Raw genomic sequence first — 22,868 nt, forward strand, 5'->3', positions numbered from 1 at the left:
TGCGGCCCCTCGACTAGGAGTCACGATGCGGTTCAACCCGAAGGCGCGACTCGACACGAGCCGGGTGCGCGAGGGCGGCAGCGGTGGCGGCGGGGGCGGCGGTCTGGGCGGCCCCGGGATGCGGATCCCCCTGCCGGGCGGCACCAAGGCCGGCGGCGGTGTCGGCCTGGTCCTGATCATCGTGGTGCTGATCGTCAGCCAGTGCAGCGGGATCGACCTGACCGGGGCCGTGAGCGGGGCCGGGGCCAGCGGCTACACCACCAGCAGGTTCCAGGGCGGCGACAGCACGGCCTACCAGGGCTGCACGACGGGCGAGGACGCCAACGAGCACCCCACCACCTGCGGGGTCGTCGCCGTCGAGAACTCCCTGGTCGACTACTGGAAGCAGACCCTGGCCCAGCAGTCTGCGAGCACCACCTTCAAGCCCGAGGCCGCGATCGTGACCTTCTCGGGGTCGACGGCCGGCGGCTGCGGCACCGCCCAGGCGGCGATGGGACCCTTCTACTGCCCCACCGACCAGACGATCTACTTCGACCCGTCGTTCTTCCACGACATCCTCCAGCAGCAGCTGAACGGGCCGTCGGGCGCCTTCGTGGAGCCCTACGTCATCGCCCACGAGTTCGGGCACCACATCCAGAACCTCCTCGGGACCATGAGCAAGGTGAGGACCCAGCAGGGGCCGAACAGCGACTCGGTGCGCCTGGAGCTCCAGGCCGACTGCTACGCCGGGATGTGGACCAAGAGCGCGACCACCACCGAGGACAGCCAGGGCAACGTCCTGATCCAGGACCTGAGCCAGCAAGACGTCCAGGACGCCATCGCCGCCGCCAAGTCGGTGGGCGACGACACCATCCAGAAGGAGACCACCGGCCAGGTCAGCCCCGAGCAGTGGACCCACGGGTCCTCGGCGGCGCGGGTCCGCTGGTTCACCGTCGGCTACCAGAACGGCACCCTGAGCGCCTGCAACACCTTCAACGGCCAGAACGTCGAGTGACGCCCTACTCCTTCCTCTCCCACCTCGAGTGCTCGCGCACCGGCACGTCGTACGGCGCCGACCAGGTGCAGGGGCTCAGCGAGGTCGGCGCACCGCTGCTCGCGCGCTACGACCTGGCCGGCGTCCGGTCGGCGGTGACCAGGGAGGGCATCGCCAGCCGGCCGCCGACGCTCTGGCGCTACCACGAGGTGCTGCCCGTCCGAGACCGCGCCCACGTCACCACCCTCGGTGAGGGCATGACGCCGCTGCTGCCCCTCCCGGCGTACGGCGCGTCCATCGGCGTGCCCGGTCTCCTGATGAAGGACGAGGGCCTGCTCCCGACCGGCACCTTCAAGGCGCGGGGCGCCGCGGTCGGCGTCTCCCGCGCCCGCGAGCTCGGCGTCCTTGCCGTGGCGATGCCGACCAACGGCAACGCCGGCGCCGCCTGGTCGGTGTACGCCGCGCGGGCCGGCCTGGGCAGCCTGGTCATGATGCCGGTCGACGCTCCGGAGATCACCCGGCGCGAGTGTGTTGCCGCCGGCGCCGAGCTGTACCTCGTCGACGGCCTGATCAACCACGCCGGCGCGCTGGTGCAGGCCGCGGTCGAGGAGCGGAGCGGCTACCAGGAGGTCTCGACCCTCAAGGAGCCCTATCGCATCGAGGGCAAGAAGACGATGGGCTACGAGATCGCCGAGCAGCTCGGCTGGCGGGTACCCGACGTCATCGTCTACCCCGCCGGCGGCGGGGTCGGCATCATCGGCATCCACAAGGCGATGCTGGAGATGCGCGAGCTGGGCTGGATCGGCGCGCGCCTGCCCCGACTCGTCGCGGTCCAGGCGAGGGGCTGCCAGCCGATCGTCGAGGCCTACGAGGCCGGGCTCGACGAGAGCACGCTTCGCGAAGGCACCCACACCATCGCCTTCGGCATCAACGTCCCGAAGGCGCTGGGTGACTTCCTGGTGCTCCAGGCGGTGCGCGAGTCCGACGGGACGGCGGTCGCGGTCGACGACGACACGATCCTGGCGGAGCTGGCGAGCCTGGCTCGGCAGGAGGGCACCTGGATCTGCCCGGAGGGCGCGGCCTGCCTGGCCGCGGTCCGGCGGCTGCGCGCGAGCGGCTGGCTCGACGCCGGCGAGCGGGTGGTCGTCCTCAACACCGGGGCGGGCTCGAAGTACCCTGAGACCATGACCGTCGACGTCCCGGTGCTGCCCCGCTAGAGGAGCGCCTCGACGAGAGGGAACTGGCGCTGGAGGCGCCTCAGGTACGGCGCGACGGCGGGGTGGCGGTACTTCCCGGCCAACGCGCCCTCGCCGTGGGCGACCCGAGCCAACGCCCACTCGGCGCGCGAGAGCGCGGTATAGGCCGCACTGATGCGCATGCCCAGCGCGGCCTCCTCGCCGGTCGCCACCCCGTCAGGAAGCCCCAGGAGGTAGGCGTCGAGCAGCGGCTCGGCATCCTCACGGGCGTTCTGGAGGAACAGGCCGAGGTCCGCACCGACCGGGCCGTGCCCCAGCGTGCTCCAGTCGATCGCGACGATGTCGTCGCCGTGGCGCCCGGGGAGGTTCTGCGCGGCCGGGTCGCCGTGCTGCGGGAGCTGCGGCAGGGCGTCGAGCTCGCGCAGCAGGGTCTCGCGCCGAGACCACAGCCGCTCGGCGACGTCGGCGACCGTGGTCCGCGCGAGCGTCGGCCACCCGCCGCGACGATCGACCCGGTGCATCCGGTCGCGCAGCTGGCCCACGGCCAGCCAGCGGTGCCGCCCCAGGTCCGCACCGGCGAACCTGCCCAGCGCGTGCGCGACGTAGAGCCCGTTGAGCGCGGCGTCCTCGACCCACTCACTGGTCAAGGTGATGCCCTCGTCGTCCTCCGCGACGTCGGTGGGCGTCGCTCGGAGCCCCGGTGTCTCCGCGGTGACACCGCTGATGGCCACGTCGGCCTCACGCCGCCAGTAGGCGAAGTGGTGCGGGTCGGAGTACTCCACCGGGTCGTCGGGTGCCGGCAGGGCGAGGCGCTTCACGACGAGCGGCCGGCCGTCGCGCTCGGTGCGCCACACGCCGATGGTCGAGGTCCCCGTGCCGCCGGTCACGGCGAGCCAGGCCGGATCGGGCTCCCACATGGACCGGACGCTAGCCGATGTCACGCTCGTGGTGGCGCCACCTGGCTCCCACGACCAGAAGTGTCGCGGCCAGGAGCAGGAACCAGTGTCGTAGGTTCGCCCCGTGACCACCTTGCTCGAGTCGACCAGCCGCTCCCTGCACCACATCGCCCTCGACAAGCAGCGCGAGGGCAGAGTGCCCGGGTTGTTCGCCGGCGTGGCCCGCGGCGGCTCCCTGGTCTGGGGCGAGGGCGTCGGGCAGGCCCGGGTGGGAGCGGAGCCGGCACCCGGTCCCGACGACCAGTTCCTGATCGCCTCGAACACCAAGACCTTCGTCGCGGTGATGGTGATGCAGCTGCGCGACGAGGGACGGCTCTCCCTCGACGACCTGCTGGGCGACCACGTGCCCGAGGTCTCCCACCCGCTCACCGTCCGGCAGTGCCTGTCGCACGTCTCGGGCATGGCCCGCGAGCCCCTCGGCGACGTCTGGGAGACCCTGGAGAACCCCACGGCCAAGGAGCTGCGGCGCGACTTCGACGACGTCGAGCGAGTGCTCAAGCCCCACCACCACTGGCACTACTCCAACGTCGTCTACGCGATGCTCGGCCAGCTGGTCGAGGTGCTCGACCAGCGTCCCTGGACCGAGTCGCTGGCGACGCGGCTGCTGACGCCGCTGGGGATGACGCGCACGAGCAACGGCTTCGACAGCGGGCCGCACGTGCAGGGCTACTACGTGCCGGCCTACGACGACGTCCCCCGCGAGGAGCCGGTGATGGACCTGCGAGGGTTGGCTCCGTGCGGCGGCCTCGCGAGCACCGCCAACGACCTGGCGACCTGGTCGGCGTTCGTCGCGGACCCCGGCGACCTGCTCTCGGCCGACACGCTCGAGGAGATGTGCCAGCCGCAGATCCTGCTCACGCCCGAGAGCTGGAACGCCGCGATGGGGCTCGGCTTCTTCCTGGTGCGCAAGGGCGACCGCACCTACGTCGGGCACACGGGTGGCATGCCGGGTCACATCACCGGCGTCTTCACCCACCGCGAGTCGGGCACTGGCGGGATCGCGCTGATGAACAACAGCGCGCCGGTCCCGCCCGACGTGTTCGCCATCGAGCTGGCCGACCTCGTGGCCGACCACGACCCGCTCGAGCCGGAGCCCTGGCAGCCGGGCACCTCGGTGCCCGAGGAGTTCCGGGGCCTGCTGGGACGATGGTTCTCCGAGGGTCAGCCGTTCGTCTTCTGGGTCGAGCAGGGTGAGCTCCGGGCCCGGGTCGACAAGCCCGCGGCGGCCAAGCTGGCGCCGTCGCGCTTCGCCAAGGTCGAGGAGGACGTCTACCGCGACATCGCCGGCCGGGAGCGCGGCGAGATCCTGCGGGTCACCCGCAACGCCGACGGCTCGGTCCCCAAGCTCAACTGGGCGACGTACCTGTTCACCCGCGAGCCGATCGCGTTCGGCGAGCACCTGCGCTGAGGGAACGGCTCCGCGTCAGGCGTTGACGACGTCGACGCGCACCGACAGCGCGTCGGCGACCGCGCTGTCCAGCACGCCGCGCCGGGGATCGGGAACGGCGAGCCAGGGGCCGGCCACGGACAGGTGGGCGAGCCGGGCGTCGGCCAGCACCTCGTCGACCGCCGCATGGTCACCGCCGGTGACGACCGGCAGGGGACGGCCGCCGAGCAGCCGGACGGCGTGCTCCGCCGCGGCCTCGAAGGCCTGCCTCGCCTGGTTGTCGCGTCGCCGGGCGAAGCGCTGCTGGCTCTGACCGCCCGCCTTGGTGCGTCCCTGGACGTGTCGCTGGCCGACCTTGTGCTCCGCCACGACGTCGCCGGCCAGGCGCGCGACGGCGAACCCGCCCTTGCGGACCAGCAGGACACCCCACCGGTCCGGGGCCGCGACGGCCGCCGCGAAGGCGCCCGGGTCGGCCGGGCCGGCGTACGTCGCCTCGAGCGGCAGGCGGGCGGAGAAGGTGGACCCGTCGGCCGCCGCGCCGGTCAGCGTGCCCTCGTGCACGGCGTACGACGTGGCGCCGTGCCGGGTCGCGAAGTTCTCGACCCACCGGACCATCCGCACGCCCGGGACCAGCACCTCGGTCATCCGACGCGGGCCCCCGTCAGCCCCACGTGACGCGGGCACCCTCGGCCCACAGGTCGAGGCTCTCGTCGGAGACCTCGTCGCTGCGGTTCCACAGGGTCAGGTAGAGCGCCACCGCCGAGCCACGCAGCACGACGTCGGCGTCCTCGTCGCCGAGGCCGCGCGCCGTGACCGGCCGCTGGGTGCTCAGCGCGACCAGCCAGCGCTGGTCGGCGTCCTCCGGCAGGACCGCGATCGTCATCGGCTCCTCGGAGAGCAGCCGCGACCGGGGGCGTGGCAGGAAGCCGGTCAGCAGCTCGTCGATCCCGTCGAGGGCCAGGTCGCGGCCGATCCAGGTGTCCGCGGCCTTCGGGTAGCGCCCGATCACGGCCGAGAGGGCGTCCACCGCGTGGATCGTCGTCTCGTGGCACTGCCGTCGGGCCCAGAACTGCCGGGGCGGCGGCGCGTCCGCCAGGAACACCAGCGCCCGAAGGTCGTCGGGGGCGGCGCGCAGCGTCTCCTCCACCGCAACGGCGCCCTCAGCGAGCCAGGCGACCGGGTCCGCCGCCGCCAGCCCGTCGCGCTCCACCTCGTCCGGGTCGACCTCGGCGCCGACGACCTGCCCCGCCGCCCAGCGATGGACCAGGCCCTGGTGGACGACCAGGCGCCGCACGTCCCAGTCGGGGGTGGTCGGCACCGGCGCGGCGAGGCCGGCGGTGGTCGCAGACCCCACGAAGGCGTCGACCGCCTCGCGCAGACCGGCGAGGTGCTGCTCGAGGTCCATGCGCGAAGTGTGGCACCCCGGCCGCCGCGACGCGCCCGAGTAACGGGCCGCTGGCACCCGAGTAACGGGCCGCTGGCACCCGACCCGTGACCGATCCGGTGCGGAACCGTGACCGGATCGGCCTCGTCCCAGTGCCGGCGTACGGCCACACTGCCAGCACCACGGCATGCGGGAGGCGTGATGAAGCGGAGCCCGGCACCGACGGTCGCGCTGGCGGCTGTCCTGCTCGCGGGCTGCGGGGCCCGCGCCACCGCCACGAGCCCGCCCGGGGACCCGCCCGCCGCCGGCGGGAGCAGCCCGCGCGCGGTCGCGATGCGCGCCGTCGAGCATGTCCTCGCCACGGCCCCGCTGCCGCCCGGCATCCGCCCCGCGACCGCGAAGGAGGCCCAAGGGAAGAGGCCACAGAGCACGCCGCTGGACGACAACCTCGTCCAGCTGCACAGGACCTACGTCGTCGCGCTGGGGCTGGGGCCCGCCATCGAGTGGTTCTCGGCCCACCGGCCACCGGATCTCCAGAGTCCGGGCGGCACGTCCAGCGCCAGCGGCCCCGACGGGGTCACCTCCCAGGGTGTCGAGTTCGACGGACGCGCCACCCGCCTCTACGACGGCCTCGAGGAGCAGGTGGGCGTGTTCCCGCTCGACGACTCCCACTCCGTCGTCCGCGTCGATGCGATGGCGACCTGGCTCCCCCAGCGCACGGCGGCGGAGCGGGCACCGGAGGACGCCACCGCCGTGGTGGGGACACGTGTCAGCGGCATCGGCGCACGGCCGCAACGGTTCCGGCTCACCGGGCGGCCGGTGCGCGAGCTGGCTCGGGCGCTCGACGGGCTACGACCCACCAACGCCTACGGCATGATCAACTGCCCCAACGACGACGGCGCCGCCGACCGGCTGCGCTTCCTGGGCAGAACCTCCGACCCGGTCTTCCACGTCGCGGCATCCGGGTGCGCGTTCATCGGGGTGACCGTCGACGGCAAGCCACAACCGGGGCTCTCCGGCGGGTACCTGGTCGACAAGCTCCTCAACCGGCTGCTGGCCGGTCGCTGAGGCTCAGACGCGCAGGCCGGTCTCGAAGCCGTCGATGCTGTGCAGGTTCTTCTCCGCCTGGTACGCCGCGAGCCCCGCCTCGTCCTTCCTCTCGGCCCAGCGGTCCATCAGGTCACGCTGACCGACCTGCTCCATCAGCGGGACGCCGTACCCGCACGAGGTCTGGACCAGGTCCACGGTCACGTCGTACAGCTGGCGGGCGCCACGCATCGGCGGGAAGAGCCCCGACAGCGCCGGCCAGTCCGCGCTGTCGCGCTGCACCTCGCGGGCCGAGCCGTAGAGCCGCATGATCAGCGGCTCGCGCACGAACGAGCAGAGCATGATCGTCATCCGGTCGAGATCGCGCAGGTGCGCGGCCGTCTCGTTGCCCGACCCGGTGCCGTTCAGCCACACCACGCGGTTGGCGCCGAGCACCCGCAAGGAGTCGAGTCCCTTCGGCGAGACGTTGACGCGGCCGTCCCGCGCCGCGGTCGCGACGAAGAACATCGGCTGTCGCCCGATGAAGTCTCGGTGCCGGTCGGAGATCGCGTCGTACGTCGTCGCCACGGCGAGAAGTCTCGCAGGCGGCCCGGTCGGGGGTCCGTGCTCCCCCTCACGGCCTGGACCTAGACGTTGAACCCCAGCGCCCGGAGCTGGTCGCGACCGTCGTCGGTGATCTTGTCCGGGCCCCACGGCGGCATCCACACCCAGTTGATGGCGACGTCGTTGACCAAGCCCTCCAGGGCGGTGTTGGTCTGGTCCTCGATCACGTCGGTCAGCGGGCACGCCGCCGAGGTGAGGGTCATGTCGATGACCGCGTTGGTGTCGCCGTCGAGGTGGACGCCGTACACCAGGCCGAGATCGACGACGTTGATCCCCAGCTCGGGGTCGACGACGTCCTTGAGGGCCTCGGTGAGGTCCTCGACGGTGGTGGTCGAGCCACCCACGCCCGCAGCCGCGGGTACGTCGGGAAGCTCGCCATGGTCGACGGGGTCGATGGTCACTTCGTCTCCTCCAGCTGGGCGGTCGTGGTCGCGTCCTTCCAGGCCATCCAGGACAGCAAGGCGCACTTGATGCGGGCCGGGAACTTGGCGACCCCGGCGAAGGCGATGCCGTCCTCCAGCACGTCCTCGTCGGGCTCGACCTGGCCCTTGCCCTGCATCAGGGCCAGGAACTCCTGGTGGATGGCCATCGCCTGGTCGACGGGCTTGCCGATCACCAGGTCGCTGAGCACCGAGGCCGAGGCCTGCGAGATGGAGCAGCCCAGGGCGTCGTAGGAGACGTCCTCGACGAAAGCCCCCTCGGGCCCGTCGGCCAGGTGGACCCTGAGCGTCACCTCGTCACCGCAGGTGGGGTTCACGTGATGGACCTCCGCCTCGAACGGCTCGCGCAACCCCTGGTGGTGGGGGTTCTTGTAGTGGTCCAGGATGATCTCCTGGTACAGCGCGTCGAGGTCGGCAGTCATCTCTCAACCCAACTTGAAGTAGCTGCGGGTGTATTCCAGGCCCTCGACGAGCGCGTCGATCTCGGCCGGCGTGGTGTAGAGGTACGACGACATCCGGGTCGAGCTCTGGACGCCGAACCGCTGGTGGGCCGGCTTCGCGCAGTGGTGCCCGGCTCGTACGGCGATGCCCAGGGTGTCCAGGACGGTGGCCACGTCGTGCGGGTGGACGCCGGGGATCTCGAACGAGACCGCACCACCGCGCTGGGCGGCGTCGAGGGGCCCGAGGACCCGCAGGCCCGGGACCGTGCCCAGGCCCGCCAGCGCGTAGGCGGTGATCGTCTGCTCGTGGCGGTGGACGTTGTCCATGCCGAGCACCGACAGGTAGTCGACGGCGGCACCCAGGCCCACGGCCTCCACGATCGGCGGCGTGCCGGCCTCGAACTTGTGCGGGACGGGTGCGTAGGTCGAGCCCGCCATCGTCACCGTCTCGATCATCTCCCCGCCGCCCAGGAACGGCGGCAGCTGGTCGAGTACCGCTCGGCGACCCCACAGCACGCCGATCCCGGTGGGACCGACGACCTTGTGGCCGGTGAAGGCGAGCAGGTCCGGACGTTGGTCGTCCGGCATCGCGGCCAGGTCGATCGGCAGCTGCGGAGCCGCCTGGGAGGCGTCGACCACGACCAGGGCGCCGACCTCGTGGGCCTTGCGCGCGATCTCCCCGACCGGGTTGATCGTCCCGAGCATGTTGGAGACCCACACCAGCGAGACGACCTTGGTGCGCTCGGTGATCAGGTCCTCGATGCGCGTCAGGTCCAGCCGGCCCTCCTCGGTGACCTCGAACCATCGCAGCGTCGCGCCGGTGCGCTCGCACAGCAGCTGCCACGGGACGATGTTGGAGTGGTGCTCCATCTCGGTGATGACGACCTCGTCGCCGGGACCGACCCGCCGCTCCCCCGGCCAGGCCAGGGTGTTGGCAGCCAGGTTCAGGGCCTCGGTGGCGTTCTTGGCGAAGACGACCTCGTCCCGGTCAGGCGCTCCGAGGAACGCCGCCACCTTGTCTCTGGCGCCTTCGTAGGCCTCGGTCGACTCGGCCCCGAGCTGGTGCATCGCCCGGGCGATGTTCGCGTTGTGCCGCTCGAGGTGGTCGACCATCGTGTCGATGACGACCTGCGGCTTCTGCGAGGTGTTCGCCGAGTCGAGGTAGACCAGCGGCCGACCTCCGGCCAGGGTGCGCGAGAGGATCGGGAAGTCCTTGCGCACCACGTCGAGATCGGGCAGTAGACCCTCCATCACCTCTCCTCCCGGGTCGCCACGGTCAGACCGCCGCGCGGACGTACTTGTCGTAGCCCTCGGCCTCGAGCTGGTCGGCGAGCTCGGCCCCGCCCTGCTCGGCGATCCGCCCGGCCACGAACACGTGGACGTAGTCGGGCTCGATGTAGCGCAGGATCCGGGTGTAGTGGGTGATCAGCAGGACGCCCTTGCCCTGCTGCTGCCGGAACCTGTTGACGCCGTCCGCGACGACCTTCAGGGCGTCGATGTCGAGCCCGGAGTCAGTCTCGTCGAGCACGGCGACCAGCGGGTCGAGCAGCTCGAGCTGGGCGATCTCGTGCCGCTTCTTCTCCCCGCCCGAGAATCCCTCGTTGACCGAGCGCTGGGCGAACGTCGGGTCGAGGTCGAGCTGGCCCAGGGCGGCGTTGACGTCCTTGACCCAGGTGCGCAGCTTCGGAGCCTCGCCGTCGACGGCGGTCTTGGCGGTGCGCAGGAAGTTCGCGACCGAGACCCCGGGCACCTCGACGGGGTACTGCATGGCCAGGAACAGGCCCGCGCGCGCCCGCTGGTCCACGGTCATCGCGAGGACGTCCTGACCGTCGAGGGTCACCGACCCGGAGGTGACGGTGTACTTCGGGTGACCGGCGATCGAGTAGGCCAGCGTCGACTTGCCCGAGCCGTTGGGGCCCATGATCGCGTGGGTCTCGCCGCTCTGGATCCTCAGCGTGACCCCGCGCAGGATCTCCTTCTCCTCGTCGTCGGCGGTCACCGAGACGTGGAGGTCCTTGATCTCGAGGCGGTGTCCTGAGCCTGTCGCAGGGGTGCTCATGGCGGGGGTGCTCATTGCGGGGGTACTCCGTTCAGGGTGGTGGTGACGTCGACGTACACCTCACGGGTGCCAGCGGCACTGGTGCGCACCTCGACGGGGAAGGTGGCCACGGGTTCGGTGGCCGGGAGCCCGGTCGGCTTGCCCGTGCGCAGGTCGAAGCGCGAGCCGTGCAGCCAGCACTCGACGGTGCAGCCCTCCACCTCGCCCTCGCTGAGGGCGACGGCGGCATGCGAGCAGACGTCCTCGACCGCGAAGAACTCCTCGCCGTCTCGGGCCAGGGCCACGTCCTGGTCGTCGACGGTCGCCCCGAGGGCCTCACCGTCGCGGAACTCCTCGACCGATGCCGCGCGGACGAACGCCATCAGCGCGCCTCCGTCAGGAGGTTGCGGGCCAGCTCGGCCTCGACGACCGCCGCCAGCCGCTCGCGCAGCTCGGGGACGTCGATCTTGCGGACCAGGTCGTTGAAGAAGCCGTGCACGACCAGCCGCCGGGCCTCGTCCTCCGCGATCCCGCGGGAGCGCAGGTAGAACAGCTGCTCGTCGTCGAAGCGGCCCGTCGCCGAGGCATGTCCGGCCCCTTCGATCTCGCCGGTCTCGATCTCGAGGTTGGGCACCGAGTCGGCCTGGCAGCCGTCGGTGAGCACCAGGTTGCGGTTCTCCTCGTAGGTGTCGATCCCCTCGGCGACCTTGCGGATCAAGACGTTGCCGATCCAGACGGTGTGGGCTCCGTGCCCCTGGAGCGCACCCTTGTAGGTGACGCGGCTCTTGGTCTTGGGCGCCGTGTGGTCGACGAAGAGCCGGTGCTCGATGTGCTGGCCGGCGTCGGCGAAGTAGAGGCCGAAGCCCTCGAACGAGCCGCCGGGTCCGGCGTAGTCGACGTTGGTCGAGGTGCGGACCAGGTCGCCGCCGATCGAGATCTCGAACGCGCGGACCGTCGCGTCGCGACCGACCGTGAGGTTGATCTGCTCGGTGTGCACCGCGTCGTCGGCCCAGTCGTAGACGTTGATCAGGTCGACCTGCGCGCCGTCGCCGACCAGCACCTGGGTGAAGAGGTTCATGGTCAGGCTGCCGCGATGCTCGACGATGATCGTCGCCCGGGCATGCGCCCCGACCTCGTAGACGAGGTGACCCAGGCACGTCTTGGCGACGTCGTCGCCGGAGATCATCACGTGGATCGGGCGGTCGAGCCGGGTGTCGGCCGGCACGCCGACGACCTCGCCCCCCTTCGGGAAGCCGCCCGCGGCCAGCGCCCCGAGCCGGTCCATCGGGGCGACGCCGCCTCGGGCCCGCGTCTCCTCGTGGCTCATGACCGTCCAGGTCACGCCCTCGGGGACGTCGGTCCCCTCGACGGAGAAGAGGTCGGCCGAGGAGGTCACCCCGAGCAGGCCGCGCAGGCGCTTGATCGGCGTGAAGCGCCAGATCTCCTCGCGCCCGGTGGGCTCCGGGTGGTCCGCCAGGTCGTACGACGGCGCGGGGTGCAGGTGGGACTCGACGCGCTCGAGCTCGAGCGCGTCCTGGAGAGCTGCGACCACTAGCCGACCGCTCCTTCCATCTGGAGCTCGATGAGCCGGTTCAGCTCGAGCGCGTACTCCATCGGCAGCTCCTTGGCGATCGGCTCGACGAAGCCGCGCACGATCATCGCCATCGCCTCGTCCTCGGCCATGCCCCGCGACATCAGGTAGAACAGCTGGTCGTCGGAGACCTTGGAGACGCTGGCCTCGTGGCCCATGGAGACGTCGTCCTCGCGGATGTCGACGTAGGGGTAGGTGTCCGAGCGCGAGACCTGGTCGACCAGCAGGGCGTCGCACAGCACGTTGGACTTCGACCCGTGCGCCCCCTCGTTGACCTGGATCAGGCCGCGGTACGACGTGCGCCCGCCGCCGCGGGCCACGCTCTTGCTCAGGATGGAGCTGGAGGTGTGCGGTGCGGCGTGGACCATCTTGGCCCCGGCGTCCTGGTGCTGACCCTCGCCGGCGAAGGCGATCGACAGCGTCTCGCCCCTGGCGTGCTCGCCGAGCAGGTAGATGGCCGGGTACTTCATCGTCACCTTCGAGCCGATGTTGCCGTCGACCCACTCCATGGTGGCGCCGGCGTCGCAGGTGGCCCGCTTGGTGACGAGGTTGTAGACGTTGTTCGACCAGTTCTGGATGGTGGTGTAGCGGCAGCGGCCGCCCTTCTTCACGATGATCTCCACCACCGCCGAGTGCAGCGAGTCGCTGGAGTAGATCGGGGCGGTGCAGCCCTCGACGTAGTGCACGTAGGCGTCCTCGTCGACGATGATCAGCGTCCGCTCGAACTGGCCCATGTTCTCGGTGTTGATGCGGAAGTAGGCCTGGAGCGGGATGTCGACGTGCACCCCCTTGGGCACGTAGATGAACGACCCGCCGGACCACACCGCGGTGTTGAGGGCGGCGAACTTGTTGTCGCCGACCGGGATCACGGTGTTGAAGTACTCGCGGAAGAGCTCGGGGTGCTCCTTCAACGCGGTGTCGGTGTCCTTGAAGATGACGCCCTGCTCCTCGAGGTCCGCGCGGATCGAGTGGTAGACGACCTCGGACTCGTACTGCGCGGCGACGCCGGCGACGAGGCGCTGCTTCTCGGCCTCGGGGATCCCGAGCCGGTCGTAGGTGTTCTTGATGTCCTCGGGGAGGTCCTCCCAGGATGCGGCTTGCTTCTCGCTGGAGCGGACGAAGTACTTGATGTTGTCGAAGTCGATGCCCGAGAGGTCCGAGCCCCAGGTAGGCATGGGCTTGCGGCCGAAGAGCTTGAGGCCCTTGAGACGCAGGTCGAGCATCCACTGCGGCTCGGACTTCTTGCCGGAGATGTCGCGGACGACGTCGTCGTTGAGGCCGCGCTTCGCGGCGGCGCCGGCGTCGTCGCGGTCGGCCCAGCCGAACTGGTAGCGGCCGATGCCCTTCAGCTCCGGGTTGAGCTCTTCGATGGAGGTCATGACTTCCTCTCACTAGTGGACGCGGCGGTCGAGCCTGTGGAGGCCCCGACGGGGGCCGGGGAGTGCGGGATGCAGGTGGTGCAGACGCCGTCGCCGTGGGCGATGGTCGCGAGCCGCTGGACGTGCCTGCCCAGGACCCGGCCGATCGCCTCGGTCTCGGCCTCGCACAGCTGCGGGAACTCGTGGGCCACGTGGGAGACCGGGCAGTGCTGCTGGCACAGCTGCTCGACGGCGACGCCCCCGTCGGCCTGGGGCAGCAGCGGCAGCGAGCGCACCGCTGCGGCGTACCCCTCGCTGGAGAAGACCCTGGCCAGCGCCTCGGCCGGACTCAGGTCGGGCTCCGCGGCGGTGACGATGCCGTAGTCGCGCTCGATGAACGCCACCCGACGCCGCGCGAACTCCAGCACCGCCTCGTCGCCGCCGGTCTCGGCGAGGTAGCGCAGCGCCTGCACCGCGAGGTCGTCGTACTGCTGGTCGAAGTGGGCGCGGCCCGCCTCGGTGATCGCGAAGACCTTGGCCGGGCGACCCCGGCCGCGAGTTGCGGTCGGTCGTGGGTCACGCGCCTCGAGCGCGCCCTGCGCCATCAGGTGGTCGAGGTGACGGCGGACGGCAGCCGGGGTCAGGTCGAGCCGAGCGGCGAGGTCGGCGGCGGTGGAGGGGCCGTCGACGAGGATGGTGCGGACGACGCGCTCTCGGGTCGGCTCGTCGCCGAGCCCGGCGCCGTCGGAGCGGCTCTCCGTGTGCTTGGTGGCGCGTCCCTCGAATTCCACAACGCCAGTGTGCCGTTAATGACTGGACCGATTCAAGTAAGGCTCACCTAACACTCAACCTCGGCCCGGGCCTTCCGGAGAGCGTCGCCGGTTGGCGGCATAGGGTAGGCGCATGCCGGGATCGATCCTTGGAACCGAGGTACGCCGCGTCGAGGACCTGGAGCTCCTGCTCGGGCAGGGCACCTTCGTCGACAACCTCGACAGCGACGGCGTCGCACACGCCGTCTTCGTGCGCAGTCCGTTCGCCCACGCGCGGATCGTCGGCGTCGACACCTCCGAGGCCCTGCGCGCCCCGGGCGTGCTCGCGGTCTACACCTGCGACGACCTCGGCCGCGAGCCCCTGCCCAGCTTCGCCACGGTGAACAAGCACGCGCCCCGGGCGGCACTAGCGGTCGACAAGGTGCGCTACGCGGGTGACCCGGTCGTCCTGGTCGTGGCCGAGACCCGCGCGCTGGCGGTGGACGCCGCCGAGCTCGTCGACATCGACTACGACGAGCTGCCCGTGGTCACCGACGTCGAGGACGCGCTCGCCGAGGGCGCCCCGGTGCAGTTCGAGGAGATCGGCTCCAACATCGCGACCTTCCGGGCGGCCAAGGACGCCGACGACGACGTGCTCGACGACGCCGACCACGTCACCCGCGTGCGCATCGTCAACCAGCGGATCGCCGTCGCCCCGATCGAGGGGAACGCGATCCTGGTCCGCCCGACCCCCGAGGGGATCGAGGCCTGGGTGTCGACCCAGCACCCCCACATGGCCAAGGACCTCCTGGCCCGCTCGATCGGCGTGGACGCCGAGCACGTCCGGGTCGTCGCCCCGCACGTGGGCGGGGCCTTCGGCGGCAAGGCCGGCACCGGCACCGACCACGCGGCGATCGCCATCGCCGCCCGACGGCTCGACCGCCCGGTGAAGTGGGTCGAGACCCGCAGCGAGGCGATGCTGTCGATGCAGGGCCGGGGGCAGGTCCAGTTCGTCGAGCTCGGGGTGCGGAGCGACGGGACGATCACCGGCCTCCGGATGCGGGTGCTCGGCGAGTGCGGCGCCTACGCCGGCTTCGGCGGCGCGCTCGCGGTAGGACCGACGTACCTCATGGCGCAGGGGCCCTACGTCGTGCCGAGGCTCCGCTTCGAGGCCATCGCGGTGATGACCAACACCGCGCCGGTCGGCGCCTTCCGCGGCGCCGGACGACCCGAGGCGGCGGCCGCCATCGACCGGGTCCTGGACCTGGCCGCCCAGGAGCTCGGGATCGCGCCGGAGGAGATCCGCCGCCGCAACCTGATCCCCAAGGACGCGTTCCCGTTCCGCACCCAGACCGGGCAGACCTATGACATCGGCGACTACGAGCTGCCGCTCCAGGAGGCACTGCGGATCGCCGACATCGACGCGGCCCGGGCCGAGCAGCGGCGCCGCATCGAGGCCGGGGAGACGCGGCTGCTGGGCATCGGCCTGGCCACCTACGTGGAGATCACCGGGTTCGGGGGCTCGGAGTTCGGCTCGGTGCAGATCATCTCCGACGGCTCGGCCACGGTCATGGCCGGCACCTCCGCGCACGGCCAGGGCCATGCGACGTCGTTCTCGATGATCGTCTCCGACACCCTGGGCATCCCGCTGTCGAGGATCGGCTACCGCCAGTCCGACACCGCGATGGTGCGCTCCGGCGGCGGCACCGGCGGCTCGCGGTCGCTCCAGCTCGGCGGCAGCGCCGTGAGCAAGGCCGCCGACGAGACCCGCGTCCAGGCGCTCGCGGTGGCGGCCCGGATGCTCGAGGCCAGCGTCGAGGACGTCGTGCTGGACGACGACGGCTTCGGGGTGGCCGGCGTGCCGGGCGACCGGATCGGCTGGCCGGACCTCGCGGCCTACGCCCACCAGCACGACGGCGGGCTGGGCGTCGACACCGACTTCACGCAGGACGGCGCGACGTTCCCCTTCGGCGCCCACGTCTCGATCGTCGAGGTCGACACCGAGACCGGCCGGGTGACTCCCCTGCGTCACGTGCTGGTCGACGACTGCGGGCGCATCGTCAACCCCCTGATCGTCGCCGGGCAGCAGCACGGCGGCGGGATCCAGGGCATCAGCCAGGCCCTCTGGGAGGAGATGCTCTACGACGAGTACGGCACGCCGATCACCAGCTCCTTCGCCGACTACGCCATCCCGACCGCGGCCGACGGGATCATGCTGGAGGCCTCGAACACCGAGACGCCGACGCCGGTCAACCCGATCGGCGCCAAGGGCATCGGGGAGTCCGCCACCATCGGGGCCACGCCCGCGGTCCAGAACGCCGTCGTCGACGCGCTCAAGCACCTCGGGGTCAAGCACGTCGACCTGCCCTGCACGGCCGAGCGGGTCTGGCGCGAGATCCAGAACCCCCGCTCCGAGGTGTGGCGTGAGCCGCCGCCGGCCTTCGCGGATCTGCGCAACGAGGGTGACGAGCCCGAGATCGTCGAGGCCTGAGGGCCTACCTAGGGACGTGCCGGTCAATGGCGCCGTCGCGAGCGCCGCGACGCCTGTGTGCGATGGCGAGGCGCGGTCGCGACGGCATGCTGGGCGCACGTCGAGCGGCTGCAATGCAGCCGGCGCGCGCGCATCGCGGCGGCAGCAGGCCGGATTGATCAGCGCTTCCCTAGACTTGGCGCGTGGCACCGCCCCCCGACGTACCGTCCTCGGACGCGGCTGACCGACCGGCCGTCGAGATCGACGGCCTGGTCATGCGGTACGGCGAGAGGGTCGCCGTCGACCAGCTCTCGCTGACCGTCGAGCGCGGCTCGATCACCGCGGTGCTCGGGCCCAACGGCGCCGGCAAGACGACGACGCTGGAGACCGCCGAGGGCTACCGTCGTCCGCAGGCCGGCCGGGTCCGCGTGCTGGGCCTCGACCCGGTCGCCGACCGCCGCGCGCTGCTCCCCCGGATCGGCGTGATGCTCCAGGGCGGCGGTGCCTGGAGCGGCGTGCACGCCGAGGAGATGCTTGGCCACATCGCGCGGCTGCACGCGCATCCGCTGGACCTCGGCGTGCTCTCCGAGCGGCTGGGGCTCGGCGAGTGCGGTCGCACGCCGTACCGCCGGCTCTCCGGTGGCCAGCAGCAGCGCCTCGGGCTGGCGATGGCGATCGTCGGGCGACCCGAGGTCGCCTTCGTCGACGAGCCGACGGCCGGCATGGACCCCGCGGCACGACGTACGACGTGGGAGCTGCTCACGGAGCTGCGGACGGCCGGCGTCACCGTGGTGCTCACGACCCACTACATGGACGAGGCGGAGCGGCTCGCCGACCGGATCCACATCATCGACCACGGGCGCCTGATCGCCTCCGGCACGCCCCTGGAGCTCACCCGCGGCGGGGGCTCGGCCACGATCCGGCTGGTCGTGACCAAGCCGTTCCCGCCGGACGCCGCGCAGTCCCTGCGGCGGGCACTCGGCGAGCAGGTCGAGGTGACGCTGCTCGACGAGCTCAGCATCGTGGTCACGGGCCCGGCCGACGCGTCGAGCCTGGCCGTCGTCTCGCGCTGGTGCGAGGCCAACGACGTGCTGCCGGAGTCGCTGACGCTCGGACAGCGCACGCTCGAGGACGTGTTCCTGGAGCTGACCGGCCGGAAGATCGCGTCGTGAGCCTCGACCTCTCACCGCGGCCGGGAGCCGCGCCCTTCGCGCGGATGGTCCGCACACAGGCGGCGATGGAGGCGCGGCTGATGCTGCGCAACGGTGAGCAGCTGCTCCTCGCGGTGGTGATCCCGGTGCTCGTGCTCGTCGGTGGCGTGGCGGCCGCCAAGCACGTGGACCTCGGGCTCTCGCAACGACCCGTCGACGTGCTCACCCCGGGCGTGCTCGCCCTCGCGGTGATGTCGACGGCCTTCACCTCGCTGGCCATCGCGACGGGCTTCGAGCGGCGCTACGGCGTGATCAAGCGCCTCGGCTCCTCACCGCTCCCCCGGTCCGGGCTGCTCGCCGGGAAGATCGGCGGCCTGCTGGTCGTCGAGGCGCTCCAGGTCGTCGTGATCGGGGCCATCGGGGTGGCGCTGGGCTGGAGCCCGGCCGACGGCGTGGCGGGCGCGGTCCTGGCCGTCGTCGACGGCACCTTCGCCTTCGCGGCTCTGGGCCTGTTCCTGGCCGGCGTCCTGAGGGCGGAGGCCACGCTGGCCGCGGCGAACCTCGTCTACCTCCTGCTGATGGCCGGCGGTGCCGTGGTGCTGCCCGGGTCGTCGTACGGCGCGTTCGGCCACGTCACGGCGTGGCTCCCCAGCGGCGCCCTCGGCGGGGCGATGCGCCATGCCTGCCTCCACGGCGGCGCCGGCTGGCGCGACCTCACCGTCCTGCTGCTCTGGGGCTGCCTCGGTGCCGCGCTGACGGCGAGGACGTTCCGATGGGAGTGAGCCCCTGGCTGCGACGCTTCGCCTGGGCCACCCTGGGCGTCAACATCCTGCTGATCGTCACCGGTGGCGCCGTCCGGCTGACCGGGTCGGGTCTCGGGTGCCCGACCTGGCCACGCTGCAACCACAGCTCCTTCACCCCGCACGACGCGATGGGCGTGCACCAGTTCATCGAGTTCGGCAACAGGTCCCTGACGTTCGTGCTGGTCGCGGTCGCCGTGGCGACCCTGGTCGCGGCCCGGCAGGGGGCTCGCGACCTCGACCGGCCCGACCTGTTCCGGCTGGCGCTGGTGCTCGCGTTGGCGATCCCCGCCCAGGCCGTGCTGGGAGGCATCACCGTGCTGACCGACCTGAACCCGTGGATCGTGTCGCTGCACCTGGTGCTCTCACTGGCCATCGTCTCGCTCGCCGTGCTGTTCCTGCATCGGCTCGACCACCCGCCGCGACCGCTCGCCCGCGGGCTCGTCCCGGGCCTCGCCTGCACCACCTACGCCGTGACCTGGCTGGTCCTCTACGCCGGCACCGCCGTCACCGGCTCGGGCCCCCACGCCGGAGACGCCAGCTCACCACGCAACGGCCTGGACTCCCTCGACGTGAGCCAGTTCCACGCCGACCTGGTGTTCCTCCTCATCGGCCTCACGGTGGGCCTGTGGTTCGCCCGGCGCGCGACCGGCGGAGACCCCCGCCCGGTCACCGCCCTGGCCGCCATCGAGGTGCTCCAGGCCGCGATCGGCTTCATCCAGTACTTCACCGGCCTCCCGATCGGGGTCGTGATGCTGCACATGCTCGGCGCCGGCCTCGTCGTCGCCGCCGCCACCTGGCTCCTCGTCACCACCCTCCAACCCGCCCCCACCCCCGCAGACCTCCCCCTCCGCACCCGTTGAGCTGGCCCTCCGGGTCCCTTGAGCTGACCCGCCGGATGGGGTGTGGCGTGTGCGGAGCGGCGGGCACGCCGTCGGCTTGAGCGTCGTACCAGACCAGGCCCGCCGGCGGAGCCACCGAGTCCCACCCCATCCGGCGGGTCAGCTCAAGGGACCCGGGGGGCCAACTCAAGGGACCCGGAGGGCCAACTCAACGAAGCAGCGGCTCCAGGGCAACGGCGACGAACAGCAGGGAGAGATACAGGTTGGACGCGTGGAACAGCACCATCGGCTTGATCGCGCCGAGGTCCTCGGTCCCCCGAGCCCGACCCCACATCCGATGTGCCTGCACCAGGAACACCACACCGAGAACCGCCGCCACGATCGGATAGAGCGGCCCGGTGCCCGCCACCGGCCACAGCGCCAGCGACGTCCCCACCATCACCCAGCTGTAGACCACGATCTGCCGGCCGACGACCTCGGCCCGCGCCACCACCGGCAGCATCGGGACCGCGACCCCGGCATAGTCCTCGCGGTAGCGCAGCGCCAGTGCCCACGTGTGCGGCGGCGTCCAGAAGAACACCACCAGGAACAGGACCACCGGCGGCCAGGCGAGATGCCCGGTCACGGCCGTCCACCCGATCATCGCCGGGAAGCAGCCGGCCAGCCCGCCCCAGACGATGTTCTGGGTGGTGCGCCGCTTGAGCAGCATCGTGTAGACGAAGAGGTAGAAGCACTCGGCGAGCACCGACAGCGCCGCGGAGAGCGGGTTGACCCAGACCAGCAGGATGGCCGCCGCCGCCAGCCCCAGCACCAGCCCGAAGGCGGTGGCCGCTCCCGGGGTCACGATGTGGCGCGGGATGGCCCGGCGACGCGTGCGCCGCATCTGCTCGTCGATGTCGCGGTCGTAGACGCAGTTCAGCGCCGACGCCGACCCGGCGGAGAGCGCGCCGCCGACGACCGTGGCGACGACCAGGCCGAGGTGGGGCACCCGGCCGGCGGCGAAGAACATCACCGGGACCGTGGTCAGCAGCAGCAGCTCGATCACGCGCGGCTTGGTCAGCCCGACGTACGCCGCCACGACGTCGCGCGCCGCAGCGGCCCCGGTCGCGGGAGGAGGATCCGGCTGCGAGAGCGCTGAGGCTCGCTGGCCGACGTATGTCACACAGGGTCCTCGGGTACGGGGTGGTGAACGCAAGATCAGAGCTCAGGTGGGCGCCTCGCAGTGTATCGCCCGGGGTGGGTAGTCTCGGAGGCGCCTGAGCAGGTGCCCGCCGAGGCACACGTCCGAGACGAAACGGAGCCGGGAGACCACGTGAGCGCGACACCCGCCAAGCTGGACTGGAACGAGCTGGACGACAAGGCCGTCGACACCGTGCGCGTGCTCGCGATGGACGCGGTGCAGAAGGTCGGCAACGGCCATCCCGGCACCGCCATGAGCCTCGCGCCGGCCGCCTACCTGCTGTTCCAGAAGGTGATGCGGCACAACCCGGCCGACCCCCACTGGCCCGGCCGCGACCGGTTCGTGCTGAGCTGCGGCCACTCCAGCCTGACTCTCTACATCCAGCTCTTCCTGGGCGGCTGGGGGCTCGAGCTCGACGACATCGAGGCGCTGCGCACCTGGGGCAGCAAGACCCCGGGCCACCCGGAGTACGGCCACACCGCCGGCGTCGAGACCACCACCGGCCCGCTGGGCCAGGGCATCGGCAACGCCGTCGGCATGGCCATGGCGGCACGACGCGAGCACGGCCTCTTCGACCCCAACGCCGCGGTCGGCTCCTCGCTCTTCGACCACCAGATCTACGCGATGTGCTCCGACGGTGACATCGAGGAAGGCGTGTCCGCCGAGGCGTCGGCCATCGCCGGAGTCCAGCAGCTGGGCAACCTCACGCTGATCTACGACCACAACCGGATCTCGATCGAGGACAACACCGACATCGCCCTGTCCGAGGACGTCGGCGCCCGCTACGAGGCCTACGGGTGGCACGTCCAGCACGTGGACTGGACCCACGACGGGACCAAGTACCAGGAGGACGTCCCCGCCCTCTACGACGCCATCCGCAAGGCCGAGGCGGTCACCGACAAGCCCAGCTTCATCGTGCTGCACACGATCATCGCCTGGCCCGCCCCGGACGCGCAGAACACCGGCAAGGCGCACGGGTCCGCGCTCGGTGCCGACGAGGTCGCCGCCACCAAGAAGGTGCTCGGGTTCGACCCGGAGCAGACCTTCGAGGTGCCGACCGGCGTCCTGGAGCACACCCGCAAGGCCGTCGAGCGCGGCAAGGCGGCGCAGGCCGCGTGGGACGACGAGTTCGCCGCCTGGGCGAAGAAGCCCTCCGCCGACACCGCGCTCTTCGAGCGGCTCCAGACCCGCAGCCTGCCGGAGGGCTGGGCCGCCACCCTGCCGTCGTTCGACGCCGACCCGAAGGGGATGGCCTCCCGGGTCGCCTCGGGCAAGGTGATCAACGCGGTCGCCGAGCACCTCCCCGAGCTGTGGGGCGGCTCGGCCGACCTGGCCGGCTCCAACAACACCACCATCGAGGGCGTCCCCTCCTTCCTGCCCGGTGACCGCGCCACGAAGATGTGGAAGGCCGACCCCCTGGCCGGGCGGGTGCTGCACTTCGGCATCCGCGAGCACGCGATGGGCGCGATCATGAACGGCATCGCGGCACACGGCGGCACCCGGGTCTTCGGCGGCACGTTCCTGACCTTCTCCGACTACATGCGCGGCTCGGTCCGCCTGGCGGCCATCATGGGGCTCCCGGTCACCTACGTCTGGACCCACGACTCCATCGGCCTCGGCGAGGACGGTCCGACCCACCAGCCGGTCGAGCACCTCGCGGCCCTCCGCGCGATCCCCGGGCTCGACGTCGTACGTCCCGGCGACGCCAACGAGACCGCGGCGTGCTGGCAGACCATCCTCGAGCACACCGACCGCCCGGCCGGCCTGGTCCTCAGCCGGCAGGACCTCCCGACGTACCCCCGTGGGGTCGACGGGTTCTCCGATACGTCGAACGTGCACCGGGGTGGCTACGTCCTGATCGACGTCGACGGCGGGGCGCCCGACGTCGTCCTGATCGGCACTGGCTCCGAGGTCCAGCTCGCGGTGCGGGCGCGCGAGCTGCTGGCCGCCGACGGTGTCCGGGCCCGCGTCGTCTCGATGCCGTGCCGGGAATGGTTCGACGCCCAGGAGACGTCCTACCGCGAGACGGTGATCCCGCCGATCGTCAAGGCGCGCGTGTCGGTCGAAGCCGCGATCGCCCAGGGCTGGCGCGAGATCGTCGGCGACGCGGGCAAGTGCGTCTCGCTGGAGCACTACGGCGCCTCGGCCGACTACTCGCGTCTCTACCAGGAGTTCGACATCACCGCCGAGGCCGTTGCCGCCGCGGCCCAGGACAGCATCCGGGACGCCACCCACTGACGCAGCCCGACAGGCCCGACCACCG

Annotated in this window: 22 protein-coding genes; 9 read left to right on the forward strand and 13 right to left on the reverse strand. The window is 71.7% G+C overall.

Annotation, left to right across the window (positions count from 1 at the left end):
• The first annotated feature begins 25 nt into the window (after positions 1-25).
• Both ypfJ and VHW64_RS02590 read left to right on the forward strand, forming a co-directional pair.
• Positions 26-994, forward strand: a complete 969-nt coding sequence (ypfJ, locus tag VHW64_RS02585) for a KPN_02809 family neutral zinc metallopeptidase (RefSeq protein WP_329648944.1) — start codon at positions 26-28, stop codon at positions 992-994.
• On the forward strand, positions 991-2,190 hold the full coding sequence (locus VHW64_RS02590; RefSeq protein ID WP_329648945.1) for a threonine synthase: 1,200 nt from the start codon (positions 991-993) through the stop codon (positions 2,188-2,190). Before ypfJ ends, VHW64_RS02590 begins: the two co-directional genes overlap by 4 nt.
• On the opposite strand, the gene VHW64_RS02595 is transcribed toward VHW64_RS02590, so the two are convergent.
• Positions 2,187-3,086, reverse strand: a complete 900-nt coding sequence (locus VHW64_RS02595) for a phosphotransferase (RefSeq protein ID WP_329648946.1) — start codon at positions 3,084-3,086, stop codon at positions 2,187-2,189. The genes VHW64_RS02590 and VHW64_RS02595 overlap by 4 nt on opposite strands.
• Positions 3,087-3,189: 103 nt before the next feature.
• On the opposite strand from VHW64_RS02595, the gene VHW64_RS02600 reads away from it, so the two are divergent.
• Entirely contained in the window at positions 3,190-4,533 is a 1,344-nt protein-coding gene (locus tag VHW64_RS02600; protein WP_329648947.1) for a serine hydrolase domain-containing protein, read from the forward strand.
• 15 nt (positions 4,534-4,548) lie between these two features.
• Here VHW64_RS02600 and VHW64_RS02605 read toward each other — a convergent pair whose 3' ends face one another.
• Together VHW64_RS02605 and VHW64_RS02610 are read right to left on the reverse strand one after the other, a co-directional pair.
• The gene (locus VHW64_RS02605) at positions 4,549-5,157 is read right to left on the reverse strand and encodes an acVLRF1 family peptidyl-tRNA hydrolase (RefSeq protein ID WP_329648948.1); all 609 of its coding nucleotides are present in this window, start codon (positions 5,155-5,157) and stop codon (positions 4,549-4,551) included.
• Positions 5,158-5,173: 16 nt separating this feature from the next.
• A complete protein-coding gene (locus tag VHW64_RS02610) occupies positions 5,174-5,917 on the reverse strand; it encodes a maleylpyruvate isomerase family mycothiol-dependent enzyme (RefSeq protein WP_329648949.1) in 744 nt (247 codons plus the stop codon).
• A 180-nt stretch (positions 5,918-6,097) separates the two neighbouring features.
• On the opposite strand from VHW64_RS02610, the gene VHW64_RS02615 reads away from it, so the two are divergent.
• Positions 6,098-6,964 (forward strand): hypothetical protein, encoded by an 867-nt coding sequence (locus VHW64_RS02615; RefSeq protein WP_329648950.1) that lies wholly within the window; start codon positions 6,098-6,100, stop codon positions 6,962-6,964.
• Between the two features lie 3 nt (positions 6,965-6,967).
• Here the strand turns inward: VHW64_RS02615 and VHW64_RS02620 are convergent, their stop codons facing one another.
• From VHW64_RS02620 to VHW64_RS02660, 9 genes are read right to left on the reverse strand one after another with little or no spacing between them, the layout of a single operon-like run.
• Complete coding sequence (locus VHW64_RS02620; RefSeq protein ID WP_329648951.1) at positions 6,968-7,510, reverse strand: pyridoxamine 5'-phosphate oxidase family protein; 543 nt, start codon at positions 7,508-7,510, stop codon at positions 6,968-6,970.
• Positions 7,511-7,569: 59 nt separating this feature from the next.
• Positions 7,570-7,941: a metal-sulfur cluster assembly factor gene (locus tag VHW64_RS02625; RefSeq protein ID WP_414690440.1), complete on the reverse strand. Its 372-nt coding sequence runs from the start codon at positions 7,939-7,941 to the stop codon at positions 7,570-7,572.
• Positions 7,942-7,943: 2 nt separating this feature from the next.
• Positions 7,944-8,408, reverse strand: a complete 465-nt coding sequence (gene sufU / locus VHW64_RS02630; RefSeq protein WP_329648952.1) for a Fe-S cluster assembly sulfur transfer protein SufU — start codon at positions 8,406-8,408, stop codon at positions 7,944-7,946.
• A gap of 3 nt (positions 8,409-8,411) precedes the next feature.
• Positions 8,412-9,677: a cysteine desulfurase gene (locus VHW64_RS02635; RefSeq protein ID WP_329648953.1), complete on the reverse strand. Its 1,266-nt coding sequence runs from the start codon at positions 9,675-9,677 to the stop codon at positions 8,412-8,414.
• A gap of 25 nt (positions 9,678-9,702) precedes the next feature.
• The gene (gene sufC / locus VHW64_RS02640) at positions 9,703-10,485 is read right to left on the reverse strand and encodes a Fe-S cluster assembly ATPase SufC (RefSeq protein WP_329648954.1); all 783 of its coding nucleotides are present in this window, start codon (positions 10,483-10,485) and stop codon (positions 9,703-9,705) included.
• A gap of 11 nt (positions 10,486-10,496) precedes the next feature.
• Positions 10,497-10,847 (reverse strand): non-heme iron oxygenase ferredoxin subunit, encoded by a 351-nt coding sequence (locus tag VHW64_RS02645; protein WP_329648955.1) that lies wholly within the window; start codon positions 10,845-10,847, stop codon positions 10,497-10,499.
• Positions 10,847-12,016 carry a Fe-S cluster assembly protein SufD gene (gene sufD / locus VHW64_RS02650; RefSeq protein WP_329648956.1) on the reverse strand — a complete coding sequence of 390 codons (1,170 nt, stop codon included), beginning with the start codon at positions 12,014-12,016 and terminating at the stop codon, positions 10,847-10,849. Before sufD ends, VHW64_RS02645 begins: the two co-directional genes overlap by 1 nt.
• Positions 12,016-13,434: a Fe-S cluster assembly protein SufB gene (gene sufB / locus VHW64_RS02655; protein WP_329648957.1), complete on the reverse strand. Its 1,419-nt coding sequence runs from the start codon at positions 13,432-13,434 to the stop codon at positions 12,016-12,018. Before sufB ends, sufD begins: the two co-directional genes overlap by 1 nt.
• On the reverse strand, positions 13,431-14,204 hold the full coding sequence (locus VHW64_RS02660) for a metalloregulator ArsR/SmtB family transcription factor (protein ID WP_329648958.1): 774 nt from the start codon (positions 14,202-14,204) through the stop codon (positions 13,431-13,433). Before VHW64_RS02660 ends, sufB begins: the two co-directional genes overlap by 4 nt.
• Positions 14,205-14,316: 112 nt before the next feature.
• On the opposite strand from VHW64_RS02660, the gene VHW64_RS02665 reads away from it, so the two are divergent.
• The 4 genes from VHW64_RS02665 (at position 14,317) to VHW64_RS02680 (ending at position 19,446) form a co-directional block, all read left to right on the forward strand.
• Positions 14,317-16,653: a xanthine dehydrogenase family protein molybdopterin-binding subunit gene (locus tag VHW64_RS02665; RefSeq protein ID WP_329648959.1), complete on the forward strand. Its 2,337-nt coding sequence runs from the start codon at positions 14,317-14,319 to the stop codon at positions 16,651-16,653.
• 182 nt (positions 16,654-16,835) lie between these two features.
• A complete protein-coding gene (locus VHW64_RS02670) occupies positions 16,836-17,804 on the forward strand; it encodes an ABC transporter ATP-binding protein (protein WP_329648960.1) in 969 nt (322 codons plus the stop codon).
• A complete protein-coding gene (locus VHW64_RS02675; protein WP_329648961.1) occupies positions 17,801-18,565 on the forward strand; it encodes an ABC transporter permease in 765 nt (254 codons plus the stop codon). The genes VHW64_RS02670 and VHW64_RS02675 overlap by 4 nt, the downstream gene beginning before the upstream one ends.
• Positions 18,556-19,446 (forward strand): COX15/CtaA family protein, encoded by an 891-nt coding sequence (locus tag VHW64_RS02680; protein ID WP_329648962.1) that lies wholly within the window; start codon positions 18,556-18,558, stop codon positions 19,444-19,446. The genes VHW64_RS02675 and VHW64_RS02680 overlap by 10 nt, the downstream gene beginning before the upstream one ends.
• A 187-nt stretch (positions 19,447-19,633) precedes the next feature.
• Here the strand turns inward: VHW64_RS02680 and VHW64_RS02685 are convergent, their stop codons facing one another.
• A complete protein-coding gene (locus tag VHW64_RS02685) occupies positions 19,634-20,587 on the reverse strand; it encodes a heme o synthase (RefSeq protein ID WP_329648963.1) in 954 nt (317 codons plus the stop codon).
• A 150-nt stretch (positions 20,588-20,737) separates the two neighbouring features.
• Here VHW64_RS02685 and tkt point away from each other — a divergent pair, with 150 nt between their 5' ends.
• Entirely contained in the window at positions 20,738-22,843 is a 2,106-nt protein-coding gene (gene tkt, locus VHW64_RS02690; protein WP_329648964.1) for a transketolase, read from the forward strand.
• Positions 22,844-22,868: the final 25 nt, after the last annotated feature.

Source organism: Nocardioides sp., from assembly GCF_036267815.1.
In the GTDB taxonomy this organism is placed as follows: Bacteria; Actinomycetota; Actinomycetes; order Propionibacteriales; family Nocardioidaceae; genus Nocardioides.